Here is a 25,204-nt window from a genome sequence, read left to right as displayed (position 1 = left end):
CCGGCAAGCATTTCAACAAAAAATACAATAGTATGAAAAAGAAGGTAGCCCTATTGTTTTTATTGATGAAAGTGGTTTTCCACACGATACCCCACGGACTCACGGCTATTCCCCAAAAGGTCAACAGTGTTTTGGCCTGAAGAACGGGGGAGCCAAGGGAAGAACAAATGTTATCGGCGCGTTATTAGGCACAACGCTGTTTGCTATCGGATTATTTGATATCAATATTAACAGCGATGTTTTCTATTCCTGGGTCACACAAGTCCTTATCCCCGTACTCCATAAAAACAGGGTAATCGTGATGGACAATGCAACTTTTCACAAAAAACATAATATTCAACAAGTCATCATCGATGCAGGGTATATGGTGGAGTATTTGCCTACATATTTCGCCAGATCTTAACCCAATTGCGCATAAATGGGCACAAGCAAAAAAAGAGAGAGTGGTTGCGATACAGAGATTTTGTTCTCAGTTCATAATTAAGTCGCTTGGCTATAGTTCCAGATTTGGACTAGTGCTTCTCATGCCCGAGGTGATGGGTCATTTCAGCATTAAGGGCAGCTTCAACGCAGATCTTTTTCAGCAGGCGATCAAACGGGTTGAGAGCGTCAGGGGTTTCGAGATTTTTGGCCAGCTCGTTAGCCAGAGCCTGTAACTGTTTTTCGTCCATAAAGTAACCTGCTTTTGATGTTGGATTGAACATATCAAAATCAGGCAATTACACAATCTCGTGTACAGGCTATTTTTAGGAGTTATTAGCAAATCTGGTGTATGGCGATCAGGCTACGTTCCGCTCTGATGCTTCGTGAATCTGTTCTCCATCCTTAAATTGGACGTTGCTTACAACCAGGGTCAGCAGGTCAAATCCTCTTAGTCGGTTCCAGCTTTTCTGAGCTGACTGGAGCAGCTTAAATACCATACCATTGACAGGGTTGTTTCTCTCGAACCACCGTTCTTCGCGCGTCTGCTTCGTAGCCTCACAGTCGCAAAAGCCGATTCAATCGGATTTGTCGTTCTTATTGACGCCCAGTGCTCTGACGGGAAGTCGTAGAATGCCAGCAGTTCTTCTCGAGCTTTCTCAAGCTTCTTCATCGCTGCAGGATACTTCGCTGAAAACCTTGCCAACAAAACATCAAAGGCTTCATTAGCGGCATCGCGGCTCTCTGCTAGCCAAACCTGCCGTAGCTCAGCCTTAACTTTCGGTTGCATGGCTTTGAGGAGTGAAGCCAACACATTAGCGGTTTTGTGCACCCAACAGCGTTGGTGCTGCGTGTCCGGGAATATCTTTGCCATTGCATTCCAAAAACCAAGGGCACCGTCTCCCGTAGCCAGCTTGGGAGATACGGTTAGGCCACGTGCTCGCAGGCCATTAAGAAGTTCGGCCCAGTTTGCTTCTGACTCTCGATAACCATCTTCGACCGCAACCAGCTCCTTACGTCCATGCTCAGTGACGCCGATAATGACCAGCAGGCAAAGGCGATCATCTTGCCTGACATGGCTGTATATGCCATCGGCCCAGAAATAAACGTAGCGCGTATCGCTTAAATCACGCAGGCACCATTGCTTGTGCTCTTCAAGCCATTGCTGTTTCAGTCTGCTGATGGTACTGGCAGAGAGGGCATTAGCTTTTTCACCGAGAAGCGCCCTCAGGGCTTCGTGAAAATCACCGGTGGATATGCCTCGCAGGTACAGCCATGGTATAGCCAAGCGACATTATTTTGATAACAATTAGCTGTATTTTTTTTCCACATATCAGGGCATTGGTTGTAATCATTTTTAAGTCGGTTGGCTATAAGGCGGCAACAACGCGCTGTTGAAGCATATTCCGTTGCCGCTGCGCTCCCTGACCTTAGGCACTTTAATTTCAACATCCCCAATACCCGTCTGTATGGTTCGCTGTGGCAAATAGCCGTTACGAACGACAACATGACGCCCGTCGTCAAGGCGGCGTTCAGCATGTTGTTGCAGCATGGCTTCGAGCTCAGCCTCAACGGCGGCAGCTATCAGCTGCCTGGCACCATTACGAATGAGTTCATGCAAGGGATCACCGGCAATATCTGGTTCTGCGGAGACCTGTAGGGTAGACTTTTTCATGGGGTATCATCTTTCTGTTCTTGAAATCATCCACGAAATCAATCAGCAGGATACGCCACCCTCCCCGCCCCCCCCGTACACCAGAAATGAGCATAACTCTATTTTTAGGGAGTACTGGGATAAGGACTTGTGTGACCCAGGAATAGAAAACATCGCTGTTAATATTGATATCAAATAATCCGATAGCAAACAGCGTTGTGCCTAATAACGCGCCGATAACATTTGTTCTTCCCTTGGCTCCCCCGTTCTTCAGGCCAAAACACCGTTGACCTTTTGGGGAATAGCCGTGAGTCCGTGGGGTATCGTGTGAAAAACCACTTTCATCAATAAAAACAATAGGCTTACCTTCTTTTTCATACTGTTGTATTTTTTGTTGAAATGCTTCCCGGGCGCTTCCGTCGGCTTTCGGATGACGTAGAGTTTTTTTTATAGGTCAATCCCAGCTTTTTAAGAGCTTGCCAAATGGCCTTCTGACAAATGCCAAAACGCTCTGCACGTTCTTTTTGGTAAGCATCTGGATATGGTTCAACATCTTTTATCAACTCGGATTTATCGCTCTTTCGCTGACGCGTGGTCGATGCTTTTGACGCTATTTGATTAATCCAACGCGATACAGAGGCAGGGCCAATCCGAAATTGCTTCGCTGTTTCTCGGATACTCAACCCTTCTTCTTCCCGTGTAGATATCACTTTACGTCTAAAGTCAATTTAATAGCTCATTTAAATAATGCAATCAAAATTAAGTCGCTTGGCTATAGAGCTTCACTATTTACCGCCTTACAGTGAATCTGAACGCGATAGAACGCCTGTGGAAAGTGATGAATGAGCATGCACGGAATAATCGCTATTTTGAAAACACCCGCGATTTTCGGGATGCAATAGGCTTTGTTGAATAAACATATTTTATGCTGCACCCCCGGTGAAACGACAGATCCTCGCAACGAAAAATCATGCAGTTAGGCCTCATAAGAAAACTGTAAACCTGAGGTGACAAGCATTTTCTACCAAAACTGGCTTGGCAAAACAGCATGACTCACTATAAAGCCGATGCAATATTCAATTTTTTCACCAATACGCTACCAGAAATAGCGGACTCGCTGACGTCCAGAATTCACGATCGTTTTCAGGTGCTCAAACCTGCATCTTGAGGTTTATTGGGTATATAGCCACATCAATATATATAGTTTCATTCCAAACGGTAAACCACAATTTGATGTTTTTCCACTGTACTGGCGGGATTATTCTTGAATAATTTGAAACTGGAATTTAGGCTGTGTCCCTTGATTTCTTGAGCTATAGTATCCATCTGTTTCTACGACACTTTTGATTATGGCTCGCTACGATCTTTCTGATGAAGCATGGGCAATCATTGAGCCCTTGTTGCTAACCGTTTTGACATCTCCGCGGGCCTGCCGGCCGTGGGCAGAACATCGAAAAATCTTCAACGGCATGTTGGCTTTGTTGAATAAATAGAACTTTTGGGTAATCATCGGAGCAGATCAACACAGTTGTTTCAAAATCAGGTCTCCATGGCAAAACAAAATTTTAAAATCACCAACTGGCCCTCTTATAACAAGGCCCTCAAGCAACGCGGTTCTCTAACCGTATGGCTAGATGAATCAGCCATTGCTGCATGGACGGAAAAAAACACTACTGAACGGCGTGGACGACCGCTCCACTACTCAGATATGACCATCACCACAGTCCTGATGATGAAACGCGTGTTTGGCCTTTCATTGAGGGCTTTACAGGGCTTTGGTGACTCGATTTTTAAACTGATTAAATTGTCGCTCCATTGTCCAGACTATTCGCTGCTCAGCAAGCGAGCAAAGACAGTGAACATCAGCATAAAAACGCCAACCCGTGGTGAAATCTCACATCTGGTCATTGATGGAACCGGCCTGAAGGTCTTTGGCGAAGGCGAATGGAAAGTCCGGCAGCATGGTGCCGACAGACGCAGGGTATGGCGTAAGCTGCACCTGGCAGTAGACAGTGTGACGCATGAGATTATCTGTGTGGATTTGTCGCTCAGTGGTACGACTGATGCCCAAGCTCTACCAGCGCTGATAAACCAGACCCACCGGAAAATCAGAGAGGCATCGGCTGACGGCGCTTAGGATACAGTTTACTGCTATGATGCTCTGCTGAGGAAGAAAATAAGGCCGCTTATCCCGCCACGAAGGGGGGCGCAATATTGGCAAGATCGCTACCACGAGCGTAACCACGCTGTTGCAAATCAGCGCATTAGCGGTAGTAACGATATCTGGAAAAAGAAAGTGGGCTATCACCGGCGCTCAGTGGCTGAAACGGCCATGTTCCGGTTCAAAAGGCTTCTGGGTGGTTATCTAAGTCTGAGAGACTACGATGGTCAGGTGGGTGAAGCCATGGCCATGGTCAAAGCGCTTAACCTGATCACGCTATTAGGAATGCCGAACAGTATTCGCATCACGTAACAATCGACCCGTATGGGGCGCAGTCGTTACAAGTTCTGATTTATTCAACAAAGCCCGGCATGTTCTGGATACTGTGTTCAGGCGCACCATGGCGTGATTTACCTGAACGTTACGGCCCATGGAAAACCGTTTATAACCGTTTCAATAGATGGTCAAAGTCTGGAATCATTAACATTATTTTCAATAAGTTACTTTCATTTCTTGATGCTCATGGACTTGTTGACTGGTCAGCCACTGCGCTGGATGGCAGTAATATCCGTGCGCTCAAATGTGCGGCTGGCGCTCAAAAAAACATCTCGATATAGCCAACCGACTTAAAAATGATTACAGCCAATACCCTGATATGTGGCAAAAAAATACAGCTAATTGTTATCAAAATAATGTCGCTTGGCTATAGCAATGGTGAAACTGGGCTGCATCCGCTTGTTTTACCGCCGGTTACGCAATTAAGGGACACAGCCTAGCTTTCATAAATCGGCTATACGCCTTGCCAAGTTCCGGGGATAAAACGGAGGCATAAAAAAGTCACTCTGACGAAATACTTGTTTTCATCAGAATGGCGCTGTAGATACGATTACGGCAAGGATTTAAGCAACTGCTTACGCTGGTTTTCCAGTGAAATGACTCGCTGGCATACATCCTTGCCAAAGCGCTGGAACGTGAGTTCCTGGCTATTCCACTCAGTTTGAATCGCTTGTTGCAGGTTGCCAAGGTTACCCATCATCGCCTGCAACGGATTGCCGCCGCTGGAAAGCTGCTTTACACCCATCTCGTTCAGGCTGTCTTGCAACACGCCGCCAAGGGCTTGCTGCACCAACTGGCGGCCATCCTGCTCCACCTGTTTGACGGCCTTGTGATGAAACGCAATGCCATCGCTGCGCGGCTCGAGAATGCGCGCCATCTGCTGCTTGAGTTGGGTATCCAACGTGGTCAGACGGGCACGCACATTGCTGTCACTTCCCAGTTCCTTAGCAATGACACCATCCAGCGCCACGCGCGCTTTTTCCAGATGCGCCTGTGCCGCCTGCTCAATCCACGGCAGCTGCTGACGCAAATTCGCTTGATACGCTTTCGCCTGCTGACGTTGTGCCGCAGTAAGCGTTACTGCCGTCTGGTTGCGGGTGACATCGCCCTGCGGCGAAATCACCAAATTGCCACTTGCGCCAACCACCTGCACCTGTTGCGGTGTAATGAAGATGTCATCCTGCGGATTTACTTCACATTGATACGCCGCCTGTGCCTGCCAGGACAACAAAGCCAGCAGAGAAAGCATTACCGATCGCAACATGTCGTCTTCCTATAAAAACAGAATCAGGAGAGCAGATTTTCCGGCAGATCCCACCAGATATCGAACAGTTCGCTAACTTTAACCTCTTGCAACTGTTGGGCTTTCAGCCAAGCAACGACCTGCTCACGGTGCGCATTGGTACAATGGCCGGTCTTCTGCAAGCAGATTAACCCTTCCCAATGCAGATAACCGCTGCCTTCAAATGCCAAGCCAGCCGGATCAATCACATCGTCAACAAACTTATCCAAAGTGGCATCGATGGTATCGACCGACGTGCTCTCAGCGAAACGCCAGCTTACCGAAAAGCCCAGTTCCTGAAACTCATCAATGTGTAACTTTTTGCGCAAACGACGACTGCGTTGTTGTGCCATTATTCTATCCTCTCAAACATAAGATCCCACACTCCGTGGCCTAACCGCTGGCCGCGTGCTTCGAACTTGGTTAACGGGCGAGACGATGGGCGAGGAACGTAGTCCTGTGTGGCAGAGAGATTACGGTATCCCGCCACATCGCGCATGACCTCAAGAATATGTTCCGCATAAGGCTCCCAGTCTGTCGCCATATGAAACACACCACCCTTCGCCAGCTTGCGCAGCACCCGCTCCGCAAAGGCTTTTTGTACAATACGACGTTTATTATGGCGCGCTTTATGCCAAGGATCAGGGAAAAAGAGCTGCACCATGGCCAGCGCCCCGTCGGGAATCATCTGCTCCAGCACTTCTACCGCGTCATGACACATCACGCGCAGATTGCTCAGATTAGCGTCCTGCGTCGCTGCTAGGCAGGCACCGACACCGGGAAGATGAACCTCAATCCCTAAAAAATTTTGCTCAGGGTGTTGCTCTGCCATGGTGACCAGCGACGCCCCCATGCCAAACCCGATTTCCAATACCGTCGGCGCTTCGCGACCGAAAAGCGCGGTAAAATCGAGCGCCTGTGCCTGATACTCTACCCCCATCACGGGCCAGTAGTTATCCAGCGCCTGCTGCTGTCCATTGGTTAAACGCCCCTGACGGCGCACAAAACTGCGAATACGGCGCAGCGGACGCCCATCTTCATCAAATTCCGGTGAAATGACGTTATTGATCATAAAAAACGTGTGCCGATGGCCTGTTCAAATTCGCCCAAAGAAAGGCGCATTATGCAAGGATACCGCGGTTTAGCAAGGGGGATACCTCGGAAAGTTCCGGTTTACAGCACATTCACTCTGTGCTGGAATCGCTGTCAGACTTTTCACCCGGCAAGAGAGTGGCTTTTTTATGATGCAAGCGCAGCCGTTCGCGCAGCAGGTGTTGGCATGGTATGAGCGCTATGGCCGCAAGACGCTGCCGTGGCAACAAGAGAAAACGCCTTATACCGTATGGCTCTCCGAGATCATGTTACAACAGACGCAGGTCACCACGGTCATCCCCTATTTTCAACGTTTTATTGCACGCTTTCCCGATGCACGCACCCTTGCCGCCGCCCCCTTGGATGAGGTGCTGCACCTGTGGACCGGGCTGGGTTATTACGCGCGTGCACGCAACCTGCACAAAGCCGCGCAAACCATCGTGGAGCAACACGACGGAGAGTTTCCTACCACATTGGACGCCGTTTGCGCGCTACCGGGTATCGGGCGTTCTACCGCGGGCGCAGTGCTGTCCCTTTCTCTCGGTCAGCATCACCCGATTCTTGATGGCAATGTAAAACGCGTGCTGGCACGCTGCTACGCGGTAGCCGGCTGGCCGGGTAAAAAAGAGGTTGAGCACCAGCTCTGGTCCCATAGCGAGCAGGTTACACCCGCACAGGGCGTTAGCCAGTTTAATCAGGCGATGATGGATTTAGGTGCAATGGTGTGCACCCGCAGCCGCCCCAAATGCGAACTTTGCCCACTAAGCAACGGTTGCATCGCTTATGCCAACCACAGTTGGGCCAGCTATCCGGGTAAAAAACCGAAGCAAACGTTACCGGAAAAAAGCGCCTGGTTTCTATTACTGCAACGAGGTAATGACGTATGGCTGCAACAGCGGCCTGCGACCGGGTTATGGGGAGGATTGTTTTGCTTTCCACAGTTCAACACCCATGATGATGTGGAACCTTGGCTGCAACAACGCGGTCTGAAAATCACAGATGTGCAGCAATTGGTGTCGTTTCGCCACACCTTTAGCCATTTCCATCTGGATATTGTTCCGCTCTGGCTCGCATTACCCACTGACATTCCTCACGCTTTGCACCATGCTTGCATGGAGGAAAAGACCGGTCTCTGGTATAACTTGGCGCAAGCGCCCGCCGTTGGGCTGGCTGCACCGGTGGAACGACTATTACGTATGTTAACGCTACACTCCGGCGGCAGTTTGATCTGACCAGCACGCGTTATCCAAGAGGAATCAGTATGAGCAGAACTATTTTTTGTACTTTTTTACAACGTGAAGCCGAAGGGCAGGATTTTCAGCTTTATCCGGGAGAATTGGGCAAACGCATCTATCAGGAAATTTCGAAAGAGGCGTGGGCGCAATGGCAGACCAAGCAAACCATGCTGATCAACGAGAAAAAGCTCAATATGATGAACGTGGAGCACCGCAAACTGCTGGAACAAGAGATGATTAAGTTCCTGTTCGAGGGTAAAGAGGTCCACATCGAAGGCTATGCCCCTCCCAGCGCATGATATCAGGGCCTTGTGGCCCTTTTGTCTCCTTGTGCTGACACCGCGTTGCTAATGAACCGTTAATAACAAGATACTTATAACGAATCATCTATGAAGAAATTGCTAGCGTTGTTGCTCGTTGCGCCCTTGCTGATCTCCTGTTCCGGCAAGCGCGGCGATCTCAATAATGAAGAATTCATCAAGGATACCAACGCCTTTGACATTCTGATGGGGCAGTTCGCCCACAACATCGAGAATATCTGGGGGCTGAACGAAGTGCTGATTTCCGGCCCGAAAGATTACGTCAAGTATACCGATCAATATCAAACCCGTAGTCATATCAACTTTGATGCCGGTACGATTACTATCGAGACCATTTCAGCGACCAATTACGTCCCGAGTTTACGCCAGGCCATCATCACCACACTGTTGATGGGCGATGACGCCAGCAATACGGACCTCTACTCTGACGCAAATGACATTCAAATCAGCCGTGAACCAATGCTATACGGCCAGGTGTTAGACAACACCGGACAACCCATTCGTTGGGAAGGGCGCGCCGCCAGCTTTGCCGATTATCTGCTGCAAAACCGCTTGCAGAAACGGACCTCCGGACTGCATGTGATCTGGTCTGTCACTTTCCAGCTGGTGGCAAACCATCTGGACAAACGTGCGCATAAATATCTGCCGCTGATCCGTCAGGCCTCCGAACGCTATGGCATTGAAGAATCGCTGATTCTGGCAATCATGCAAACCGAATCCAGCTTCGACCCTTACGCGGTCAGCCGTTCTGACGCATTAGGACTGATGCAGGTGGTGCAGCACAGCGCCGGACGTGATGTGTTCAAGAGCAAAGGAAAATGGGGGCAGCCGAGCCGTAGCTACCTGTTCGATCCTGAGAATAACATTGATACGGGCGTGGCTTATCTGGCGATTCTGAAAAACACCTATCTGGGTGGTATCGAGAACCCTACCTCACGTCGCTATGCTGTTATTACGGCGTATAACGGTGGGGCGGGTAGCGTGCTGCGCGTATTCTCCAGCGACAAGGACAGGGCCGTTAGCCTGATCAACCAAATGTCGCCGAGCGAAGTCTACAATACATTGACCACCAAGCACCCGTCAGCCGAATCGCGACGCTATCTCTACAAGGTCAACGCGACGCAGAAAAACTATCGCCGTTAATCGAGATGTTGCACTTACCTCTGGCGTATTCGTACGCCAGAGGTATAGCCAAGCGACTTAATTTTGATTACATCATATGGACTGAGAACAAAATCTCTGAGTTATGCTCATTTCTGGTGTACGGGGTTTCGGGGAGGGTGGCGTATCCTGCTGATTGATTTCGTGGATGATTTCAACAACAGAGAGATGATACCCCATGAAAAAGTCTACCCTACAGGTCTCCGCAGAACCAGATATTGCCGCTGATCCCTTGCATGAACTCATTCGTAATGGTGCCATGCAACTGATAGCTGCCGCCGTTGAGGTTGAGCTCGAAGCCATGCTGCAACAACATGCTGAACGCCGCCTTGACGACGGGCCTCATGCTGTCGTTCGTAACGGCTATAGCCAACCGACTTAAAAATGATTACAGCCAATACCCTGATATGTGGCAAAAAATACAGCTAATTGTTATCAAAATAATGTCGCTTGGCTATACGGTTAGGCCACGTGCTCGCAGGCCATTAAGAAGTTCGGCCCAGTTTGCTTCTGACTCTCGATAAACATCTTCGACCGCAACCAGCTCCTTACGTCCATGCTCAGTGACGCCGATAATGACCAGCAGGCAAAGGCGATCATCTTGCCTGACATGGCTGTATATGCCATCGGCCCAGAAATAAACGTAGCGTGTATCGCTTAAATCACGCAGGCACCATTGCCTGTGCTCTTCAAGCCATTGCTGTTTCAGTCTGCTGATGGTATAGCCAAGCGACATTATTTTGATAACAATTAGCTGTATTTTTTGCCACATATCAGGGTATTGGCTGTAATCATTTTTAAGTCGGTTGGCTATACCACCGGCGATGGTCCGCTGGAACTGCGTACACCACGTGATCGTGATGCTTCCTTTGAACCGCAACTGGTGAAGAAGAACCAGACCCGGCTCACCGGGATGGATAACCAGATTTTATCGTTGTATGCCAAAGGGATGACCACCCGCGAAATTGCCGCTGCGTTCAAAGAACTGTATGACGCGGATGTCTCACCCGCCTTGGTATCGAAGGTCAACGATGCCGTTATGGAGCAGGTTGTTGAATGGCAAAATCACCCCCTGGATACGGTTTATCCCATTGTTTACCTTGACTGTATCGTTCTGAAAGTCCGGCAGGACAGCCGCGTTATCAATAAGTCTGTGTTCCTAGCACTGGGTATCAATATCGAAGGCCAGAAAGAGCTACTGGGGATGTGGCTGGCCGAAAATGAAGGCGCAAAGTTCTGGCTGAACGTGCTGACAGAACTGAAAAACCGTGGCCTGACCGACATCCTTATTGCCTGTGTGGACGGCCTGAAAGGGTTCCCGGATGCCATCAACACGGTCTACCCGGAAGCCCGCATCCAGCTGTGCATCGTGCACATGGTGCGCAACAGTCTGCGCTTCGTTGCCTAGAAGGACTATAAGGACTATAAGGCGGTAACACGCGACCTCAAAGCAGTGTATCAGGCTCCAACCGAAGAGGCCGCGCTTCAGGCGCTGGAGAGGTTCGGTGGGACATGGGATCACCGCTATCCGCAGAGCAGTCAAACTGGGCCAACCTGTCGACATTCTTCTCGTACCTGCAGGAACTTCGCAAGGTAATCTACACGACGAACGCTATAGAATCACTGAACAGCGTGCTCCGGCATGCAATCAAGAAACGCAAGGTGTTCCCGACTGATGACTCGGTGAAGAAGGTCGTATGGCTGGCAATCCAGGCGGCATCACAGAAATGGACGATGCCCTTACATGTACTAGCTCAGACCTTATCTGACAGTTACCGATTATTTATACAGGTGTCTGTCAGATTACATCTGGTTCAGATTCTTTTCTGCCCAGATCCGTTTTCCATCGAGTAAAGTGGCCATCGGCGTACGCCCGCAGCACATTTTTCCCTGATGAGTTCGCTCATTATTGTAATGCCACAACCAGTTCTCCAGATCTACCTGCAGGCTTTCCAGGTCTCCATATAACTTCTTGCGGAACGTAACCTGATAAAAATCCTGCAAAATGGTTTTATGGAAGCGCTCGCAGATGCCGTTCGTCTGCGGAGACATCACCTTCGTTTTCGTATGCTCGATATCGTTGATAGCCAGATAAAGCTGATAATCATGCTGCTCCACTTTAGCACAGTACTCCGTACCCCTGTCGGTCAGTATTCTCAGCACCGGCAGTCCCTGAGCATCGTAGAACGGGAGTACGCGATCATTGAGCAGGTCGGCGGCGGTGAGCGGTGTTTTATTCGTATACAGCTTGCAGTGTGCCACTTTCGAGTACGTATCCACGAACGTCTGCTGGTAGATACGGCCCACCCCCGGCTTTGTTGAATAAACATATTTTATGCTGCACCCCCGGTGAAACGACAGATCCTCGCAACGCAAAATCATGCAGTTAGGCCTCATAAGAAAACTGTAAACCTGAGGTGACAAGCATTTTCTACCAAAACTGGCTTGGCAAAACAGCATGACTCACTATTATTCAACAAAGCCCATAAAAACGCCAACCCGTGGTGAAATCTCACATCTGGTCATTGATGGAACCGGCCTGAAGGTCTTTGGCGAAGGCGAATGGAAAGTCCGGCAGCATGGTGCCGACAGACGCAGGGTATGGCGTAAGCTGCACCTGGCAGTAGACAGTGTGACGCATGAGATTATCTGTGCGGATTTGTCGCTCAGTGGTATGACTGATGCCCAAGCTCTACCGGCGCTGATAAACCAGACCCACCGGAAAATCAGAGAGGCATCGGCTGACGGCGCTTACGATACAGTTTACTGCTATGATGCTCAGGTGGGTGAAGCCATGGCCATGGTCAAAGCGCTTAACCTGATCACGCTATTAGGAATGCCGAACAGTATTCGCATCACGTAACAATCGACCCGTATGGGGCACAGTCGTTACAAGTTCTGATTTATTCAACAAAGCCATAATTTGTCAGACACCAAGAAAAAAATCGCTTTCCTTTATAATCAACTTAGTGAAATTAGGCGCCATGCGCAGAAAAGAATGTCTGACTTGGATTATATTCTGCATTTGGCGGTGGAAAACAAAATTTACAGCATTAAAGATATTGGGTGTGGACCCACCACATGGAAAGGTCACCTTTTTGCGGATGCTTACGCCAAAAAATACTTTGGCACTCAACGGGCTTATGGCCGAAGAAAACATATAGAAAGGGAAATACCCAGCCTATATGGAAAGCAATGGCAGACCGCTCTCATCGATTATTGCCATGCACATGATGTATTGAAAGCGTATCAACATGCCTTGAAAAAAGAGACCCATGATGGGTGTCTCTGGCCGAACGGCGTTGATGAGTGACATCATCCAATCTATTGATGCGTATCATGCAAGGTACAGCACTTACACCAAGCGGGCAGAAAAGACTGCCGATCACCTAACCAACCTCAAGATGAAATCAATGGCCTATAACGTGGCGATTAACAATGTTAATCGTCAAATCGAGAGAGTAAAATTGATGGGTAATAGCTGATTTTTATCGGCAAAAGTGAGGAGGGTGGTGATGTTGTGTATAGGTTTTTGTTGCTGAAAATATCACCATTCGGAAAAAGAAGAATGTTAACAATAAGTATCATCATCGCCAATGTTATGGTATTCCTTTGATTTTTAATTTAAATAAAATGAATTTTTATTCATTTTATTGCAGATTGAACGGTTCAGCATCGATTGGTTTTCGTTTCATAAAAGTTAAAACATTTATAGGGTTGAAGCCGCTACTTGCTAGTGAATATAGGGTTTTGACCTAATCGGATCGTGCAATTGTTAAAATTTGGTGGAGAACATGATTTAGCGCAACGTCCGTATGGACAGAAGGTGAATACTTTGTTACTTTAGCGTCACGTTTTTGAAATTGGTATTACCAATTGACTCCGCGCACTTCGCAGAGAAACACTTACCATGGCCTATAGCAAGATCCGTCAGCCCAAACTGTCAGATGTGATTGAACAACAGCTGGAGTTTTTGATCCTCGAAGGAACCTTGCGCCCCGGCGAGAAACTCCCCCCGGAGCGCGAACTGGCGAAACAGTTTGATGTCTCCCGTCCTTCTTTGCGAGAAGCCATCCAACGTCTGGAGGCAAAAGGCCTGCTGCTACGTCGTCAGGGTGGGGGAACGTTTGTCCAGAACAACCTGTGGCAAAGCGTGAGTGATCCGTTGTCGGAACTGCTGAGCACCCATCCTGAATCTCAATTTGATCTGCTGGAAACCCGTCATGCGCTGGAAGGCATTGCTGCCTACTATGCGGCGTTGCGTGGTACGGAAGAAGATTTCCAGCGTATCCGTGAGTGCCATACCCAGATTGAGCAGGCGCGTGCTTCTGGCGATCTGGTCGCGGAGTCAGAAGCTGTTATGCATTATCAAGTGGCTGTCACAGAAGCAACGCACAATGTGGTTTTGCTACATTTGCTACGCTGTATGGGACCGTTACTGGAACAGAACGTGCGGCAGAATTTTGAATTGTTGTACCTGAGCCGAGAAGTTCTGGCCCAGGTAAGCAGTCATCGCGCCGGGATTTTTGAGGCGATTGTCGCTCGCGAACCTGAAAAGGCACGCGAAGCGTCGCATCGTCATCTGGCGTTTATTGAGGAAGTACTGCTGGATCTTAACCGGGAACATAGCAGAAGAGAGCGTTCGCTACGTCGGCTCCAGCAACGCAAGGATTGAGCGCTCTGATTGGGGCGTTTAACGCGTAAATGACGAGATTGGACCTGTCTTACTGTGCTTTGACAACTGTCGATGATACGGCAGCCGTCAGTGATATGACGACAATGACAGAGTACAGCAAGACAGGCTCCAGAAAATTAACTGATTAGAAACAGATAAGGAATACACCATGTCAGAACGTTTGAATAATGACGTGGATCCGATCGAAACTCGCGACTGGCTACAGGCGATCGAATCGGTTATCCGTGAAGAGGGTGTTGAACGTGCGCAGTACCTGATCGATCAGGTATTGTCAGAAGCGCGCAAGGGTGGCGTAAACGTAGGGGTAGGCAGTGCCGTTAGCAACTACGTAAACACCATTGCTGTGGAAGACGAACCCGCCTATCCGGGTAACCTGGACCTTGAGCGCCGCATTCGTTCCGCTATTCGTTGGAACGCCATCATGACCGTGCTGCGCGCATCCAAGAAAGATCTGGAACTGGGTGGCCACATTGCGTCCTTCCAGTCTTCCGCGACCTTCTACGAAGTGTGCTTTAACCATTTCTTCCGTGCACGCAGTGCTCAGGATGGCGGCGATCTGGTGTATTTCCAGGGCCATATCTCTCCGGGCATCTATGCACGTGCCTTCCTAGAAGGGCGTCTGACCGAAGATCAGATGAACAACTTCCGTCAGGAAGTACACGGCCAGGGGCTTTCCTCTTATCCGCACCCGAAATTGATGCCGACCTTCTGGCAGTTCCCGACCGTCTCCATGGGGCTGGGTCCAATTGGTGCTATTTATCAGGCTAAATTCCTGAAATATTTGGAAAACCGTGGTCTAAAAGACACGTCCAAACAAACCGTTTACGCCTTCCTAGGCGACGGTGAAATGGATGAGCCGGAATCCAAGGGGGCTATCACCATCGCGACCCGCGAGAAACTGGACAACCTAGTCTTCGTGATCAACTGTAACCTGCAACGTCTAGACGGACCAGTTACTGGTAATGGCAAGATTATCAACGAGCTGGAAGGCATCTTCGGTGGTGCTGGCTGGCAAGTGATCAAAGTCATGTGGGGCGAGCGTTGGGACGAACTGCTGCGTAAAGACACCAGCGGTAAACTGGTCCAACTGATGAACGAAACCGTTGACGGTGACTATCAGACGTTCAAATCCAAAAACGGTGCCTACGTGCGTGAGCACTTCTTCGGCAAATACCCGGAAACGGCTGCGCTGGTTGCCGACTGGAGCGACGATCAGATTTGGGCCCTCAACCGCGGTGGTCACGATCCGAAGAAAGTCTTTGCTGCACTGAAAAAAGCGCAAGACACCAAAGGCAAACCGACCGTTATTCTGGCGCACACCATCAAAGGTTATGGTATGGGTGATGCGGCAGAAGGCAAAAACATCGCTCACCAGGTCAAGAAAGTTAACATGGACGGCGTGCGTTACTTCCGCGACCGCTTCAATGTGCCGGTGGCTGATGCTGACATCGAAAAACTGCCGTTCATCACTTTCGACAAAGATTCTGATGAATACAAATACCTGCATGAGCGCCGTCAGGCTCTGGGTGGTTACCTGCCGTCTCGTCAGCCGAACTTCGACGAGAAACTGGAGCTGCCGACTCTGGAAGATTTCAGCTCTCTGCTGGAAGAGCAAACCAAAGAAATCTCCACCACCATCGCCTTTGTGCGTGCCCTGAACGTGATGCTGAAGAACAAGTCGATCAAAGATCGTCTGGTTCCGATCATCGCTGACGAAGCGCGTACCTTCGGTATGGAAGGTCTGTTCCGCCAGATCGGTATCTACAGCACGAACGGCCAGCAGTACACCCCGCAGGACCGTGAGCAGGTGGCTTACTACAAAGAAGACCTGAAAGGTCAGATCTTGCAGGAAGGCATCAACGAACTGGGTGCAGGCTCATCTTGGCTGGTGGCGGCAACGTCTTACAGCACCAACAACCTGCCGATGATCCCGTTCTACATCTACTACTCCATGTTCGGGTTCCAACGTATTGGCGACCTGTGCTGGGCAGCGGGTGACCAACAGGCGCGCGGCTTCCTGGTCGGCGGTACTTCTGGCCGTACCACGCTGAACGGCGAAGGTTTGCAGCACGAAGATGGTCACAGCCACATTCAGTCGCTGACCATCCCGAACTGCATTTCCTACGATCCGTCCTTCGCTTACGAAGTGGCTGTGATCATGCAGGACGGTCTGGAGCGCATGTACGGTGAAGCGCAGGAAAACGTCTACTATTACATCACCACGCTGAACGAAAACTACCACATGCCAGCCATGCCGCAAGGCGCGGAAGAAGGTATCTGTAAGGGTATCTACAAACTGGAAACGGTAGCGGGTGCGAAAGGCAAGGTTCAGCTGCTGGGCTCGGGTTCTATCCTGCGTCACGTTCGCGAAGCGGCACAGATTCTGGCCAACGACTACGGCATCGGTTCCGATGTTTACAGCGTGACTTCCTTCACGGAGCTGGCGCGCGATGGTCAAGACTGCGAACGCTGGAACATGCTGCACCCGACCGACGCACCGCGCGTACCGTACATTGCTCAGGTGATGAACGATGCACCGGCTGTTGCGTCCACTGACTACATGAAACTGTTCGCCGAGCAGGCACGTACTTACGTTCCGGCCAGCGATTACCGCGTACTGGGTACTGATGGCTTCGGTCGTTCTGACAGCCGTGAAAACCTGCGTCACCACTTCGAAGTGGACGCTTCCTACGTAGTAGTTGCCGCACTGGGTGAATTGGCTAAACGCGGTGAAGTTGAAGCTTCTGTGGTGGCTGAAGCCATCAAGAAATTCAACATCGATCCTGAAAAAGTTAACCCGCGCTTAGCATAAGAGGGAAAGAGTAATGGCTATCGAAATCAACGTACCGGATATCGGTACAGATGAAGTTGAAGTCACCGAGGTGATTGTGAAGGTGGGCGACAAAGTAGAAGCTGAACAGTCGCTGATTACCGTGGAAGGCGACAAAGCCTCCATGGAAGTGCCTTCTCCTCAGGCTGGCGTGGTGAAAGAGATCAAAGTGGCTGTCGGCGATAAAGTGGCGACGGGCAAACTGATCATGGTCTTCGACGCTGAGGGTGCGGCAACTGCGGCACCGGCTCCGGCGGCAGCCGCCAGCGCAGCGAAAGAAGTGGCCGTGCCGGATATCGGTGGTGATGAAGTTGAAGTTACTGAAATCATGGTGAAAGTGGGTGACAGCGTGAGCGCTGAGCAGTCGCTGATCACTGTGGAAGGTGACAAGGCTTCCATGGAAGTGCCAACACCGTTCGCGGGCGTGGTGAAAGAGATCAAAATTAACACCGGCGACAAAGTGAAAACCGGCTCGCTGATCATGGTGTTTGAAGTCGCAGGCGCTGCTGGCGCGGCAGCTCCGGCCCAGCAAGCGGCGCCGGCTGCTGCTCCTGCCGCTGCGGCATCTGATCCGAAAGAAGTGAACGTACCGGATATCGGCGGCGACGAAGTTGAAGTCACTGAAGTGATGGTGAAAGTCGGCGACAAAATTGCCGCTGAACAATCTCTGATCACCGTAGAAGGCGACAAAGCCTCTATGGAAGTTCCGGCACCGTTCGCGGGCACTGTGAAAGAGATCAAAGTCAGCACTGGCGACAAAGTGAAAACCGGCTCGCTGATCATGGTATTTGAAGTGGAAGGCGCTGCGCCTGCCGCCAAACAAGAAGCCGCTCCGGCAGCGCAACCGGCGAAAGCCGCTGCACCTGCACCGGCTGCTGCCAAGGCAGATGCCAAAGGCGAGTTCGCTGAAAACGATGCTTACGTTCACGCAACGCCGGTTATCCGCCGTCTGGCGCGTGAGTTTGGCGTAAACCTAGCGAAAGTGAAGGGCAGCGGCCGTAAAGGTCGTATCCTGCGCGAAGACATCCAGGCTTACGTGAAAGACGCGGTTAAACGCGCTGAATCTGCACCTGCGGCGAGCGCAGCGACCGGTGGTTCTCTGCCGGGTCTGCTGCCGTGGCCGAAAGTGGACTTCAGCAAGTTCGGTGAAGTGGAAGAAGTTGAACTGGGTCGCATCCAGAAGATCTCTGGTGCCAACCTGAGCCGTAACTGGGTGGTTATCCCTCACGTTACGCACTTTGACAAAACCGATATCACCGATCTGGAAGCGTTCCGTAAACAGCAGAACGTCGAAGCGGAAAAACACAAACTTGATGTGAAGATCACCCCTGTGGTGTTCATCATGAAAGCCGTTTCGACTGCGCTTGAGCAGATGCCGCGTTTCAACAGCTCGCTGTCTGAAGATGCTCAACGTCTGACGCTGAAAAAATACATCAACATCGGTGTTGCCGTTGATACGCCGAATGGTTTGGTGGTTCCGGTGTTTAAAGACGTGAACAAGAAAGGCATCATCGAGCTGTCTCGCGAGCTGATGGCTATCTCCAAGAAAGCCCGTGATGGCAAGCTGACTGCGGGCGAAATGCAGGGTGGTTGCTTCACCATCTCCAGTATTGGTGGCCTCGGTACCACGCACTTCGCACCGATCGTCAACGCGCCGGAAGTGGCTATCCTAGGTGTGTCCAAGTCTGCGATGGAACCGGTCTGGAACGGTAAAGAGTTTACGCCGCGTCTGATGATGCCTATCTCTCTGTCCTTCGACCACCGTGTCATTGACGGTGCTGATGGTGCTCGCTTTATCACCATCATCAACAACACCTTGTCTGACATCCGCCGCCTAGTGATGTAATCGAAAAAGCCGGCCTTACGGTCGGCTTTTTTCTGATAAGCTGTTATTTGTTACAGCTGTCAGTGATTAAGAACAAATCGTTAGTTGCTTGTTGTTTCAAAATTGTTAACGATTTTGTAAACTACAGTGGCAAAAGACACGTCCCGGTGGAAGAGGGCGTTAAGACTCAATAATAATGACGTCACAGACCCGCCGGAAATCAATTAAGAGGTCATGATGAGTACAGAAATTAAAGCTCAGGTAGTGGTACTGGGTGCTGGCCCTGCGGGTTACTCTGCGGCGTTCCGCTGCGCGGACCTAGGGCTGGAAACCGTACTGGTAGAGCGCTACTCCACGCTGGGTGGTGTGTGTCTGAACGTGGGCTGTATCCCTTCTAAGGCGTTGCTGCACGTAGCAAAAGTTATCGAAGAAGCGAAAGCGCTGGCGGAGCACGGTATCGTGTTTGGCGAACCGCAAACCGACATCGACAAGATCCGTCTGTGGAAAGAGAAAGTTATCACCCAGTTGACGGGCGGTCTGGCCGGTATGGCGAAAGGCCGTAAAGTGAAAGTGGTCAACGGTCTGGGTAAATTTACCGGTGCGAATACGCTGGAAGTTGACGGTGCCGAAGGCAAAACCGTGATCAACTTTGATAACGCAATCATCGCCGCAGGTTCTCGTCCGATTCAGCTGCCGTTTATTCCTCATGATGACCCGCGCGTATGGGATTCCACCGATGCGCTGGAACTGAAAAACGTTCCAGGACGTCTGCTGGTCATGGGCGGCGGTATTATCGGTCTGGAAATGGGCACCGTGTACCATGCGCTGGGCTCTCAGATCGATGTGATTGAAATGTTCGATCAGGTGATCCCGGCTGCGGATAAAGACATTGTTAAAGTCTTCACCAAGCGCATCAGCAAGAAATTCAACCTGATGCTGGAAACCAAAGTCACGGCGGTAGAAGCCAAAGAAGACGGTATCTACGTTTCGATGGAAGGCAAGAAAGCCCCTGCGGAACCGCAGCGTTATGACGCGGTGCTGGTGGCTATCGGCCGTGTGCCGAACGGTAAAAACCTCGATGCCGGTAAAGCAGGCGTGGAAGTTGACGAGCGTGGCTTTATCCACGTTGACAAACAATTGCGCACCAACGTGCCGCACATCTACGCTATCGGCGATATCGTCGGTCAGCCAATGCTGGCGCACAAAGGCGTACATGAAGGTCACGTGGCCGCTGAAGTTATCGCGGGCAAAAAACACTACTTCGATCCGAAAGTGATCCCGTCCATTGCCTACACCGAACCAGAAGTGGCATGGGTTGGTCTGACAGAGAAAGAAGCGAAAGAGAAAGGTATCAGCTTCGAAACGGCGACCTTCCCGTGGGCGGCGTCTGGCCGTGCCATCGCTTCTGACTGCGCGGACGGCATGACCAAGCTGATTTTCGACAAAGAAACGCATCGTGTTATTGGTGGGGCGATTGTCGGCACCAACGGCGGCGAACTGCTAGGTGAAATCGGTCTGGCGATCGAAATGGGCTGTGATGCGGAAGACATCGCACTGACCATTCACGCTCACCCGACGCTGCACGAATCTGTTGGCCTAGCGGCTGAAGTGTTCGAAGGCAGCATCACCGACCTGCCGAACCCAAAAGTGAAGAAAAAATAAGTTTTCAGGTTTGCAGGCATGAAAATCCGGCGCTTAGACGCCGGATTTTTTTTATCTCTGTTTTATCCCCGACAAAAGCTAGCACGCTAGGGTGTGTCCCTTAATTGCGTAACCGGCGGTAAAACAAGCGGATACAGCCCAGTTTCACCATTGCTAGATAGTTTCTTGCCATTTTTTCATAACGTGTGGCGATCCGTCGATATTCCTTTAAACGGCCAAAACACCTTTCCACAACGTTGCGACGGCGATAAGCATCACTATCAAGTTACGAGCGTCCATCTGAAGCCAGTTTTTTATTTGATTTTCGGGGAATAACCGTTTTTATCCCTCTTTTTTTCAACTCGTTACGTAGTGCATTCCCAGAGTAGGCTTTGTCAGCCAGTACTGCATGGCCACGACGCTTCATGCTGCCGTTCTGGCGTTGCACGCCAATTCCGTCCAGGAGTCGTAACGCAAACAGGCTTTCGTGACCCTGCCCAGCACTCAGTTCGATGTTTAGCAGGATGCCGCTTCCGTCAGTCGCCATGTGGATTTTGGTGCCATAACCACCTCGTGAGCGACCCAGGCTATTATCGTTGGTAATATCGAGATGTTTTTTTGAGCGCCAGCCGCACATTTGAGCGCACGGATATTACTGCCATCCAGCGCAGTGGCTGACCAGTCAACAACTCCATGAGTATCAAGAAATGAAAGTAACTTATTGAAAATAATGTTAATAATTCCAGACTTTGACCATCTGTTGAAACGGTTATAAACGGTTTTCCATGGGCCATAACGTTCAGGTAAATCACGCCATGGTGCGCCTGAACACAGTATCCAGAACATGCCGTTGAAGATTTTTCTATGTTCTGCCCACGGCCGGCCGGCCCGCGGAGATGTCAAAACGGTTGGCAACAAGGGCTCAATGATTGCCCATGCTTCATCAGAAAGATCGTAGCGAGCCATAATAAAAAGTGTCGTAGAAACAGATGGATACTATAGATCAAGCAATTAAGGGACACAGCCTAGTATTGTTAGTAAACTCTGTAATACGAATCATTTAAGACTAATCTGACTTGATTGTAAATCCTACTCCCAAATAAGTAATGTTTGATCTACAACAAGAAAAATTTTATTCAATAAAATAATGCAAATATACCCAATAAACCTTAAGATACAGGTTTGAGCACCTGAAAACGATCGTGAATTCTGGACGTCAGCGAGTCCGCTATTTCTGGTAGCGTATTGTTGAAAAAATTGAATATTGCATCCCGAAAATCGCGGGTGTTTTCAAAATAGCGATTATTCCGTGCATGCTCATTTATCTGTACTAGCTCAGACCTGATCTGACAGTTACCGATTATTTATACAGGTGTCTGTCAGATTACATCTGGTTCAGATTCTTTTCTGCCCAGATCCGTTTTCCATCGAGTAAACTGGCCATCGGCGTACGCCCGCAGCACATTTTTCCCTGATGAGTTCGCTCATTATTGTAATGCCACAACCAGTTGTCCAGATCTACCTGCAGACTTTCCAGGTCTCCATATAACTTCTTGCCGAACGTAACCTGATAAAAATCCTGCAAAATGGTTTTATGGAAGCGCTCGCAGACGCCGTTCGTCTGCGGAGACATCGCCTTCGTTTTCGTATGCTCGATATCGTTGATAGCCAGATAAAGCTGATAATCATGCTGCTCCACTTTACCACAGTACTCCGTACCCCTGTCGGTCAGTATTCTCAGCACCGGCAGTCCCTGAGTCTCGTAGAACGGGAGTACGCGATCATTGAGCAGGTCGGCGGCGGTGAGCGGTGTTTTATTCGTATACAGCTTGCAGTGCGCCACTTTCGAGTACGTATCCACGAACGTCTGCTGGTAGATACGGCCCACCCCCTTCAGATTGCCCACGTAGAAGGTGTCCTGCGAGCCCAGATACCCGGGATGTGCCGTCTCGATTTCACCGCAGGCCTCATCATCGTGCGCCTTCTTCTCCAGGGCTGCGATTTGAGCGTCGGTAAGGACAATGCCTTCTCTGGCGACCTTTTCCTCAAGCGCCTTCAGGCGTTTACGGAAGTTCTCCAGGTCGTGTCGTTGCCAGATGGAGCGCACGCCGCTGCCGGAGATAAACACGCCTTTTTTACGCAGCTCATTATTGGTCCGGTGCTGCCCATGGGGCGGGAACTCAATAGCATAATCAACAACCGCGCGTTCAGTGGCTTCGTCGGCGCGGTTCTTCAGGTTCGGAACCCGGCGGTTCTGGTTAACCAGCGCATCAATGCCGCCTTCAGCAGCCAGTTCCTGATAACGGTAAAATGTATCGTGTGACACGCCCATGCTCTTGCAGGCTTTTGATACGTTACCGAGTTCTTCGGCGAGATTGAGCAGGCCGGCTTTGTGTTTGATAATGGGATTGTTAGTATGAAGCATGAGAGTTACCTCGCGTTTTGTTTAAGGATTAGACACCCATATCAAAACCGGTAACTCTCAACCTTTCAAGGTCCAGTGTCAGATCTAGTCGCGACTAATACAATCATCACTTTCCGCAGGCGTTCTATCACGTTCAGATTCGGACTGTAAGGCGGTAAATAGTGAAGCTCTATGTTCACGACAAAGGCCCAATCCTTAATCAATTGGGTTCGGTGATAACCCGCACCGTCCAGTATTACATGGATTCTCTGTCGGTAATCAGGGTAACGTTTGCGTATCTCAATGAAAAAACGAGCAATGTTGTAGTCATTAATTGTTTTGTAATCGTGAATAACCGTACCGCCGATATCGCTCAGATTCAGCGCACCCAGTATATTCAGACGGGTTCGACTTCTCCTTGTTTTAACTGACTTTTTATACCCTTTTCGTATCCATCCATAACTGAGCTTTGTGGCTTGTGTCGGATGAACCGCATCGATAAACAGAATCGGCTCATTGCCGGCTGTTTTCTTTAAATTCTCATAATATTCAATGAAATGCTTCTGATTTTCTTCACTGAATTTATGGGGGACGCCCGCCGGTTTTTTGTAGGAGAAACCATGACGGTGCAACCACTTGTTCATGCCGGGAATACTGAATCGGATAGCCCAGCGATGTTCGACATAAGCCACGATGTCGTGGGTATGATGGAAGAGATGTTGAGATAACTAGCTGATTAAGAGCGCAGTCTTTTCAGCACAAAGCCGACTTGCAGACCCACCGTTTTCAGGTTTAAGTTTGCGAGTGTTGACGTAATCGTTGATATGTTGGTTTACCGTCGTTTCGTGCAGACGCAGAGCTTGCGCAATCATCGCAGAGCTCCAGCCTTCGGAGGCCAGCAGGACGGCTTTGATGCGATCACAAACACGCTTATCACGACTGGTGTCATGAAGGTGTTCGAGTTCGGCTTTTTGCTTGTCGGTAATAAATATCTTCATAGTGGGTGAGCATGATCTTCTTACCGCGTAAAATCAAGCATCTTCAATGATCACGGGTATATATAGCCAAGCGACATTATTTTGATAACAATTAGCTGTATTTTTTGCCACATATCAGGGCATTGGCTGTAATCATTTTTAAGTCGGTTGGCTATAACTTGTTCGTGAGCTTGTTGAGCATTTTAGGCATCATGCGCAACGACTAACCGGATTGAGGCTTCTGCCTTTATCATTGCATTGATGTAACGGGCCTGAGTGTGGCGTCTCTGCCGCTCAGGCCTTTTTATTCCCCCCTGCTCCCCCATTCTTCCGACTGAATTTCTTTGCTACACTTCGCTTAAAACAGGGGTTACGAGGCACTATGTTGGAGTTTGAAGGGCGTTTTATAGAAACGGATGCACAGGGATACTTGCTTAACAGCGCTGATTGGAGTGAGTCTCTCGCACGGCTACTGGCAAAGCAGGAAGATATCGCGTTAACGGATGCGCATTGGGAAGTGGTGCGCTTTGTTCACCACTTCTATCTAGAGTTCAACACCTCACCGGCGATTCGCATGCTGGTAAAAGCGATGGCACAAAAGTACGGCGAAGAAAAAGGTAATAGCCGCTACCTGTATCGGCTCTTCCCGAAAGGCCCCGCCAAACAGGCAACCAAAATTGCAGGACTACCTAAGCCGGTAAAATGTATCTGATATTCGGCTAATAGCGGATTGAAAAACCCGTGTAATCCATCATCACGTAGGGCTCGACAAGAACGCGCTCAACACGAGCACTGCTCGCTCCCCCCCTTTTAGCCCCATAGGTATCTACACATCTTTTGCAATATCTGCTATTACGTTGCTGCATGATCTCAACTTATCCATCGGCGGGATTGATGCCCGCCTTAACCGGCGTTATCAGCGTCTGCTTAAGCAACACATGACTCCCGCAGCACCATTGGCGTCAGCCGTTAAAGACCTTGCTTGCGGGCAGAAAACAACATTCGCCACTACTCAGGCCGTTTGGCGTTTTTTTAATATAGCCACCCGACTTAATTTTGATTACACCATATGGACTGAGAACAAAATCTCTGTATCGCAACCACTCTCTCTTTTTTTGCTTTTTGCGGCTTTGTTGAATAAATAGAACTTTTGGGTAATCATCGGAGCAG

Annotated in this window: 23 protein-coding genes and 13 pseudogenes; 21 read left to right on the top strand and 15 right to left on the bottom strand. The window is 49.8% G+C overall.

Features of this window, described 5'->3' with window-relative positions; all coding sequences use genetic code 11:
• Window positions 1-52 precede the first annotated feature (52 nt).
• Window positions 53-403, top strand: coding sequence for an IS630 family transposase (locus ACD630_RS13220; protein WP_430360037.1), 351 nt, complete (start codon window positions 53-55; stop codon window positions 401-403).
• 109 nt (window positions 404-512) lie between these two features.
• On the opposite strand, the gene ACD630_RS13215 is transcribed toward ACD630_RS13220, so the two are convergent.
• The 5 genes and pseudogenes from ACD630_RS13215 to ACD630_RS13195 form a co-directional block, all read right to left on the bottom strand.
• Window positions 513-704, bottom strand: coding sequence for a hypothetical protein (locus ACD630_RS13215; protein WP_430360139.1), 192 nt, complete (start codon window positions 702-704; stop codon window positions 513-515).
• A 75-nt stretch (window positions 705-779) separates the two neighbouring features.
• The gene (locus tag ACD630_RS13210) at window positions 780-920 is read right to left on the bottom strand and encodes a hypothetical protein (protein ID WP_430359314.1); all 141 of its coding nucleotides are present in this window, start codon (window positions 918-920) and stop codon (window positions 780-782) included.
• Window positions 872-2,095 (bottom strand): annotated as a pseudogene (locus tag ACD630_RS13205) (IS256 family transposase). The gene ACD630_RS13210 and the pseudogene ACD630_RS13205 overlap by 49 nt, the downstream one beginning before the upstream one ends.
• Complete coding sequence (locus ACD630_RS13200) at window positions 2,046-2,423, bottom strand: transposase (RefSeq protein WP_430360036.1); 378 nt, start codon at window positions 2,421-2,423, stop codon at window positions 2,046-2,048. The pseudogene ACD630_RS13205 and the gene ACD630_RS13200 overlap by 50 nt, the downstream one beginning before the upstream one ends.
• A gap of 25 nt (window positions 2,424-2,448) precedes the next feature.
• The gene (locus ACD630_RS13195; RefSeq protein WP_430360035.1) at window positions 2,449-2,802 is read right to left on the bottom strand and encodes an IS630 transposase-related protein; all 354 of its coding nucleotides are present in this window, start codon (window positions 2,800-2,802) and stop codon (window positions 2,449-2,451) included.
• 46 nt (window positions 2,803-2,848) lie between these two features.
• Here ACD630_RS13195 and ACD630_RS13190 point away from each other — a divergent pair.
• From ACD630_RS13190 to ACD630_RS13170, 5 genes and pseudogenes are all read left to right on the top strand, one after another.
• A pseudogene (locus ACD630_RS13190) lies at window positions 2,849-3,242 on the top strand (transposase); the annotation flags it as partial.
• Between the two features lie 181 nt (window positions 3,243-3,423).
• Window positions 3,424-3,558, top strand: a pseudogene (locus ACD630_RS13185) (IS5/IS1182 family transposase); the annotation flags it as partial.
• Window positions 3,559-3,623: 65 nt separating this feature from the next.
• A pseudogene (locus ACD630_RS13180) lies at window positions 3,624-4,547 on the top strand (IS5 family transposase).
• 56 nt (window positions 4,548-4,603) lie between these two features.
• Window positions 4,604-4,837: pseudogene (locus ACD630_RS13175) on the top strand (transposase); the annotation flags it as partial.
• A gap of 30 nt (window positions 4,838-4,867) precedes the next feature.
• A complete protein-coding gene (locus ACD630_RS13170) occupies window positions 4,868-5,011 on the top strand; it encodes a hypothetical protein (protein ID WP_430359313.1) in 144 nt (47 codons plus the stop codon).
• 110 nt (window positions 5,012-5,121) lie between these two features.
• Here the strand turns inward: ACD630_RS13170 and ACD630_RS13165 are convergent, their stop codons facing one another.
• From ACD630_RS13165 to trmB, 3 genes are read right to left on the bottom strand one after another with little or no spacing between them, the layout of a single operon-like run.
• On the bottom strand, window positions 5,122-5,835 hold the full coding sequence (locus ACD630_RS13165) for a DUF2884 domain-containing protein (protein WP_430359312.1): 714 nt from the start codon (window positions 5,833-5,835) through the stop codon (window positions 5,122-5,124).
• Between the two features lie 23 nt (window positions 5,836-5,858).
• Window positions 5,859-6,206, bottom strand: coding sequence for a YggL family protein (locus tag ACD630_RS13160; protein ID WP_430359311.1), 348 nt, complete (start codon window positions 6,204-6,206; stop codon window positions 5,859-5,861).
• The gene (gene trmB, locus ACD630_RS13155; RefSeq protein WP_430359310.1) at window positions 6,206-6,925 is read right to left on the bottom strand and encodes a tRNA (guanosine(46)-N7)-methyltransferase TrmB; all 720 of its coding nucleotides are present in this window, start codon (window positions 6,923-6,925) and stop codon (window positions 6,206-6,208) included. Before trmB ends, ACD630_RS13160 begins: the two co-directional genes overlap by 1 nt.
• A gap of 169 nt (window positions 6,926-7,094) precedes the next feature.
• On the opposite strand from trmB, the gene mutY reads away from it, so the two are divergent.
• The 5 genes from mutY to ACD630_RS13130 all read left to right on the top strand — a co-directional run bounded on the left by mutY (window position 7,095) and on the right by ACD630_RS13130 (window position 10,185).
• Window positions 7,095-8,177, top strand: coding sequence for an A/G-specific adenine glycosylase (gene mutY / locus ACD630_RS13150; RefSeq protein ID WP_430359309.1), 1,083 nt, complete (start codon window positions 7,095-7,097; stop codon window positions 8,175-8,177).
• A 29-nt stretch (window positions 8,178-8,206) separates the two neighbouring features.
• Complete coding sequence (locus tag ACD630_RS13145; protein WP_430359308.1) at window positions 8,207-8,479, top strand: oxidative damage protection protein; 273 nt, start codon at window positions 8,207-8,209, stop codon at window positions 8,477-8,479.
• A 90-nt stretch (window positions 8,480-8,569) separates the two neighbouring features.
• Window positions 8,570-9,643: a membrane-bound lytic murein transglycosylase MltC gene (mltC, locus tag ACD630_RS13140; protein WP_430359307.1), complete on the top strand. Its 1,074-nt coding sequence runs from the start codon at window positions 8,570-8,572 to the stop codon at window positions 9,641-9,643.
• A gap of 196 nt (window positions 9,644-9,839) precedes the next feature.
• Window positions 9,840-10,043: a hypothetical protein gene (locus ACD630_RS13135; protein WP_430359306.1), complete on the top strand. Its 204-nt coding sequence runs from the start codon at window positions 9,840-9,842 to the stop codon at window positions 10,041-10,043.
• Window positions 10,006-10,185 carry a hypothetical protein gene (locus ACD630_RS13130; protein WP_430359305.1) on the top strand — a complete coding sequence of 60 codons (180 nt, stop codon included), beginning with the start codon at window positions 10,006-10,008 and terminating at the stop codon, window positions 10,183-10,185. Before ACD630_RS13135 ends, ACD630_RS13130 begins: the two co-directional genes overlap by 38 nt.
• Here the strand turns inward: ACD630_RS13130 and ACD630_RS13125 are convergent.
• A pseudogene (locus ACD630_RS13125) lies at window positions 10,122-10,382 on the bottom strand (transposase); the annotation flags it as partial. The gene ACD630_RS13130 and the pseudogene ACD630_RS13125 overlap by 64 nt on opposite strands.
• 96 nt (window positions 10,383-10,478) lie before the next feature.
• Here ACD630_RS13125 and ACD630_RS13120 point away from each other — a divergent pair.
• A pseudogene (locus tag ACD630_RS13120) lies at window positions 10,479-11,515 on the top strand (IS256 family transposase); the annotation flags it as partial.
• Here the strand turns inward: ACD630_RS13120 and ACD630_RS13115 are convergent.
• Window positions 11,465-11,992 (bottom strand): annotated as a pseudogene (locus ACD630_RS13115) (integrase core domain-containing protein); the annotation flags it as partial. The pseudogenes ACD630_RS13120 and ACD630_RS13115 sit on opposite strands and share 51 nt — an antisense overlap.
• A gap of 154 nt (window positions 11,993-12,146) precedes the next feature.
• Between ACD630_RS13115 and ACD630_RS13110 the strand changes: the two are divergent.
• The 7 genes and pseudogenes from ACD630_RS13110 to lpdA all read left to right on the top strand — a co-directional run.
• Window positions 12,147-12,524, top strand: a pseudogene (locus ACD630_RS13110) (transposase); the annotation flags it as partial.
• A gap of 60 nt (window positions 12,525-12,584) precedes the next feature.
• Window positions 12,585-12,974, top strand: coding sequence for a hypothetical protein (locus ACD630_RS13105; protein WP_430359304.1), 390 nt, complete (start codon window positions 12,585-12,587; stop codon window positions 12,972-12,974).
• Window positions 12,967-13,146 (top strand): hypothetical protein, encoded by a 180-nt coding sequence (locus ACD630_RS13100; RefSeq protein ID WP_430359303.1) that lies wholly within the window; start codon window positions 12,967-12,969, stop codon window positions 13,144-13,146. The genes ACD630_RS13105 and ACD630_RS13100 overlap by 8 nt, the downstream gene beginning before the upstream one ends.
• A gap of 425 nt (window positions 13,147-13,571) precedes the next feature.
• Window positions 13,572-14,336, top strand: coding sequence for a pyruvate dehydrogenase complex transcriptional repressor PdhR (pdhR, locus tag ACD630_RS13095; protein ID WP_196907846.1), 765 nt, complete (start codon window positions 13,572-13,574; stop codon window positions 14,334-14,336).
• Window positions 14,337-14,505: 169 nt separating this feature from the next.
• Complete coding sequence (gene aceE / locus ACD630_RS13090) at window positions 14,506-17,169, top strand: pyruvate dehydrogenase (acetyl-transferring), homodimeric type (RefSeq protein ID WP_430359302.1); 2,664 nt, start codon at window positions 14,506-14,508, stop codon at window positions 17,167-17,169.
• Between the two features lie 13 nt (window positions 17,170-17,182).
• Entirely contained in the window at window positions 17,183-19,033 is a 1,851-nt protein-coding gene (gene aceF, locus ACD630_RS13085) for a pyruvate dehydrogenase complex dihydrolipoyllysine-residue acetyltransferase (RefSeq protein WP_430359301.1), read from the top strand.
• 216 nt (window positions 19,034-19,249) lie between these two features.
• On the top strand, window positions 19,250-20,674 hold the full coding sequence (gene lpdA / locus ACD630_RS13080) for a dihydrolipoyl dehydrogenase (RefSeq protein WP_430359300.1): 1,425 nt from the start codon (window positions 19,250-19,252) through the stop codon (window positions 20,672-20,674).
• 100 nt (window positions 20,675-20,774) lie between these two features.
• Here lpdA and ACD630_RS13075 read toward each other — a convergent pair.
• The 4 genes and pseudogenes from ACD630_RS13075 to ACD630_RS13060 form a co-directional block, all read right to left on the bottom strand.
• A pseudogene (locus tag ACD630_RS13075) lies at window positions 20,775-21,619 on the bottom strand (IS5 family transposase).
• A 203-nt stretch (window positions 21,620-21,822) separates the two neighbouring features.
• Window positions 21,823-21,978: pseudogene (locus ACD630_RS13070) on the bottom strand (IS630 family transposase); the annotation flags it as partial.
• Between the two features lie 59 nt (window positions 21,979-22,037).
• Window positions 22,038-23,078 (bottom strand): IS481 family transposase, encoded by a 1,041-nt coding sequence (locus ACD630_RS13065; protein ID WP_430359299.1) that lies wholly within the window; start codon window positions 23,076-23,078, stop codon window positions 22,038-22,040.
• Between the two features lie 104 nt (window positions 23,079-23,182).
• Window positions 23,183-24,055, bottom strand: a pseudogene (locus ACD630_RS13060) (IS630 family transposase); the annotation flags it as partial.
• A 361-nt stretch (window positions 24,056-24,416) separates the two neighbouring features.
• On the opposite strand from ACD630_RS13060, the gene tusE reads away from it, so the two are divergent.
• The gene (gene tusE, locus ACD630_RS13055) at window positions 24,417-24,746 is read left to right on the top strand and encodes a sulfurtransferase TusE (protein WP_291969618.1); all 330 of its coding nucleotides are present in this window, start codon (window positions 24,417-24,419) and stop codon (window positions 24,744-24,746) included.
• 7 nt (window positions 24,747-24,753) lie between these two features.
• Here tusE and ACD630_RS13050 read toward each other — a convergent pair.
• Window positions 24,754-24,846: pseudogene (locus ACD630_RS13050) on the bottom strand (acylphosphatase); the annotation flags it as partial.
• Window positions 24,847-24,891: 45 nt separating this feature from the next.
• Between ACD630_RS13050 and ACD630_RS13045 the strand changes: the two are divergent.
• Window positions 24,892-25,179, top strand: a complete 288-nt coding sequence (locus ACD630_RS13045; RefSeq protein WP_430359298.1) for a hypothetical protein — start codon at window positions 24,892-24,894, stop codon at window positions 25,177-25,179.
• Window positions 25,180-25,204: the final 25 nt, after the last annotated feature.

The organism is Symbiopectobacterium sp. RP, from assembly GCF_050472005.1.
Classification (GTDB): Bacteria; Pseudomonadota; Gammaproteobacteria; order Enterobacterales; family Enterobacteriaceae; genus Symbiopectobacterium.
This window is presented reverse-complemented; position numbering and strand designations above follow the sequence as displayed.

What these genes read in the sequence shown, in the direction of transcription:
- ACD630_RS13165 (WP_430359312.1), bottom strand. Translation starts at nt 5,835, where the DNA reads ATGTTGCGATCGGTAATGCTTTCTCTGCTGGCTTTGTTGTCCTGGCAG.
- tusE (WP_291969618.1), top strand. Translation starts at nt 24,417, where the DNA reads ATGTTGGAGTTTGAAGGGCGTTTTATAGAAACGGATGCACAGGGATAC.
- ACD630_RS13100 (WP_430359303.1), top strand. Translation starts at nt 12,967, where the DNA reads ATGAGTGACATCATCCAATCTATTGATGCGTATCATGCAAGGTACAGC.
- mutY (WP_430359309.1), top strand. Translation starts at nt 7,095, where the DNA reads ATGATGCAAGCGCAGCCGTTCGCGCAGCAGGTGTTGGCATGGTATGAG.
- ACD630_RS13135 (WP_430359306.1), top strand. Translation starts at nt 9,840, where the DNA reads ATGAAAAAGTCTACCCTACAGGTCTCCGCAGAACCAGATATTGCCGCT.
- aceF (WP_430359301.1), top strand. Translation starts at nt 17,183, where the DNA reads ATGGCTATCGAAATCAACGTACCGGATATCGGTACAGATGAAGTTGAA.
- ACD630_RS13145 (WP_430359308.1), top strand. Translation starts at nt 8,207, where the DNA reads ATGAGCAGAACTATTTTTTGTACTTTTTTACAACGTGAAGCCGAAGGG.
- ACD630_RS13170 (WP_430359313.1), top strand. Translation starts at nt 4,868, where the DNA reads ATGATTACAGCCAATACCCTGATATGTGGCAAAAAAATACAGCTAATT.
- mltC (WP_430359307.1), top strand. Translation starts at nt 8,570, where the DNA reads ATGAAGAAATTGCTAGCGTTGTTGCTCGTTGCGCCCTTGCTGATCTCC.
- ACD630_RS13210 (WP_430359314.1), bottom strand. Translation starts at nt 920, where the DNA reads ATGGTATTTAAGCTGCTCCAGTCAGCTCAGAAAAGCTGGAACCGACTA.
- ACD630_RS13160 (WP_430359311.1), bottom strand. Translation starts at nt 6,206, where the DNA reads ATGGCACAACAACGCAGTCGTCGTTTGCGCAAAAAGTTACACATTGAT.
- ACD630_RS13215 (WP_430360139.1), bottom strand. Translation starts at nt 704, where the DNA reads ATGTTCAATCCAACATCAAAAGCAGGTTACTTTATGGACGAAAAACAG.
- trmB (WP_430359310.1), bottom strand. Translation starts at nt 6,925, where the DNA reads ATGATCAATAACGTCATTTCACCGGAATTTGATGAAGATGGGCGTCCG.
- lpdA (WP_430359300.1), top strand. Translation starts at nt 19,250, where the DNA reads ATGAGTACAGAAATTAAAGCTCAGGTAGTGGTACTGGGTGCTGGCCCT.
- aceE (WP_430359302.1), top strand. Translation starts at nt 14,506, where the DNA reads ATGTCAGAACGTTTGAATAATGACGTGGATCCGATCGAAACTCGCGAC.
- ACD630_RS13065 (WP_430359299.1), bottom strand. Translation starts at nt 23,078, where the DNA reads ATGCTTCATACTAACAATCCCATTATCAAACACAAAGCCGGCCTGCTC.
- ACD630_RS13130 (WP_430359305.1), top strand. Translation starts at nt 10,006, where the DNA reads ATGCTGTCGTTCGTAACGGCTATAGCCAACCGACTTAAAAATGATTAC.
- pdhR (WP_196907846.1), top strand. Translation starts at nt 13,572, where the DNA reads ATGGCCTATAGCAAGATCCGTCAGCCCAAACTGTCAGATGTGATTGAA.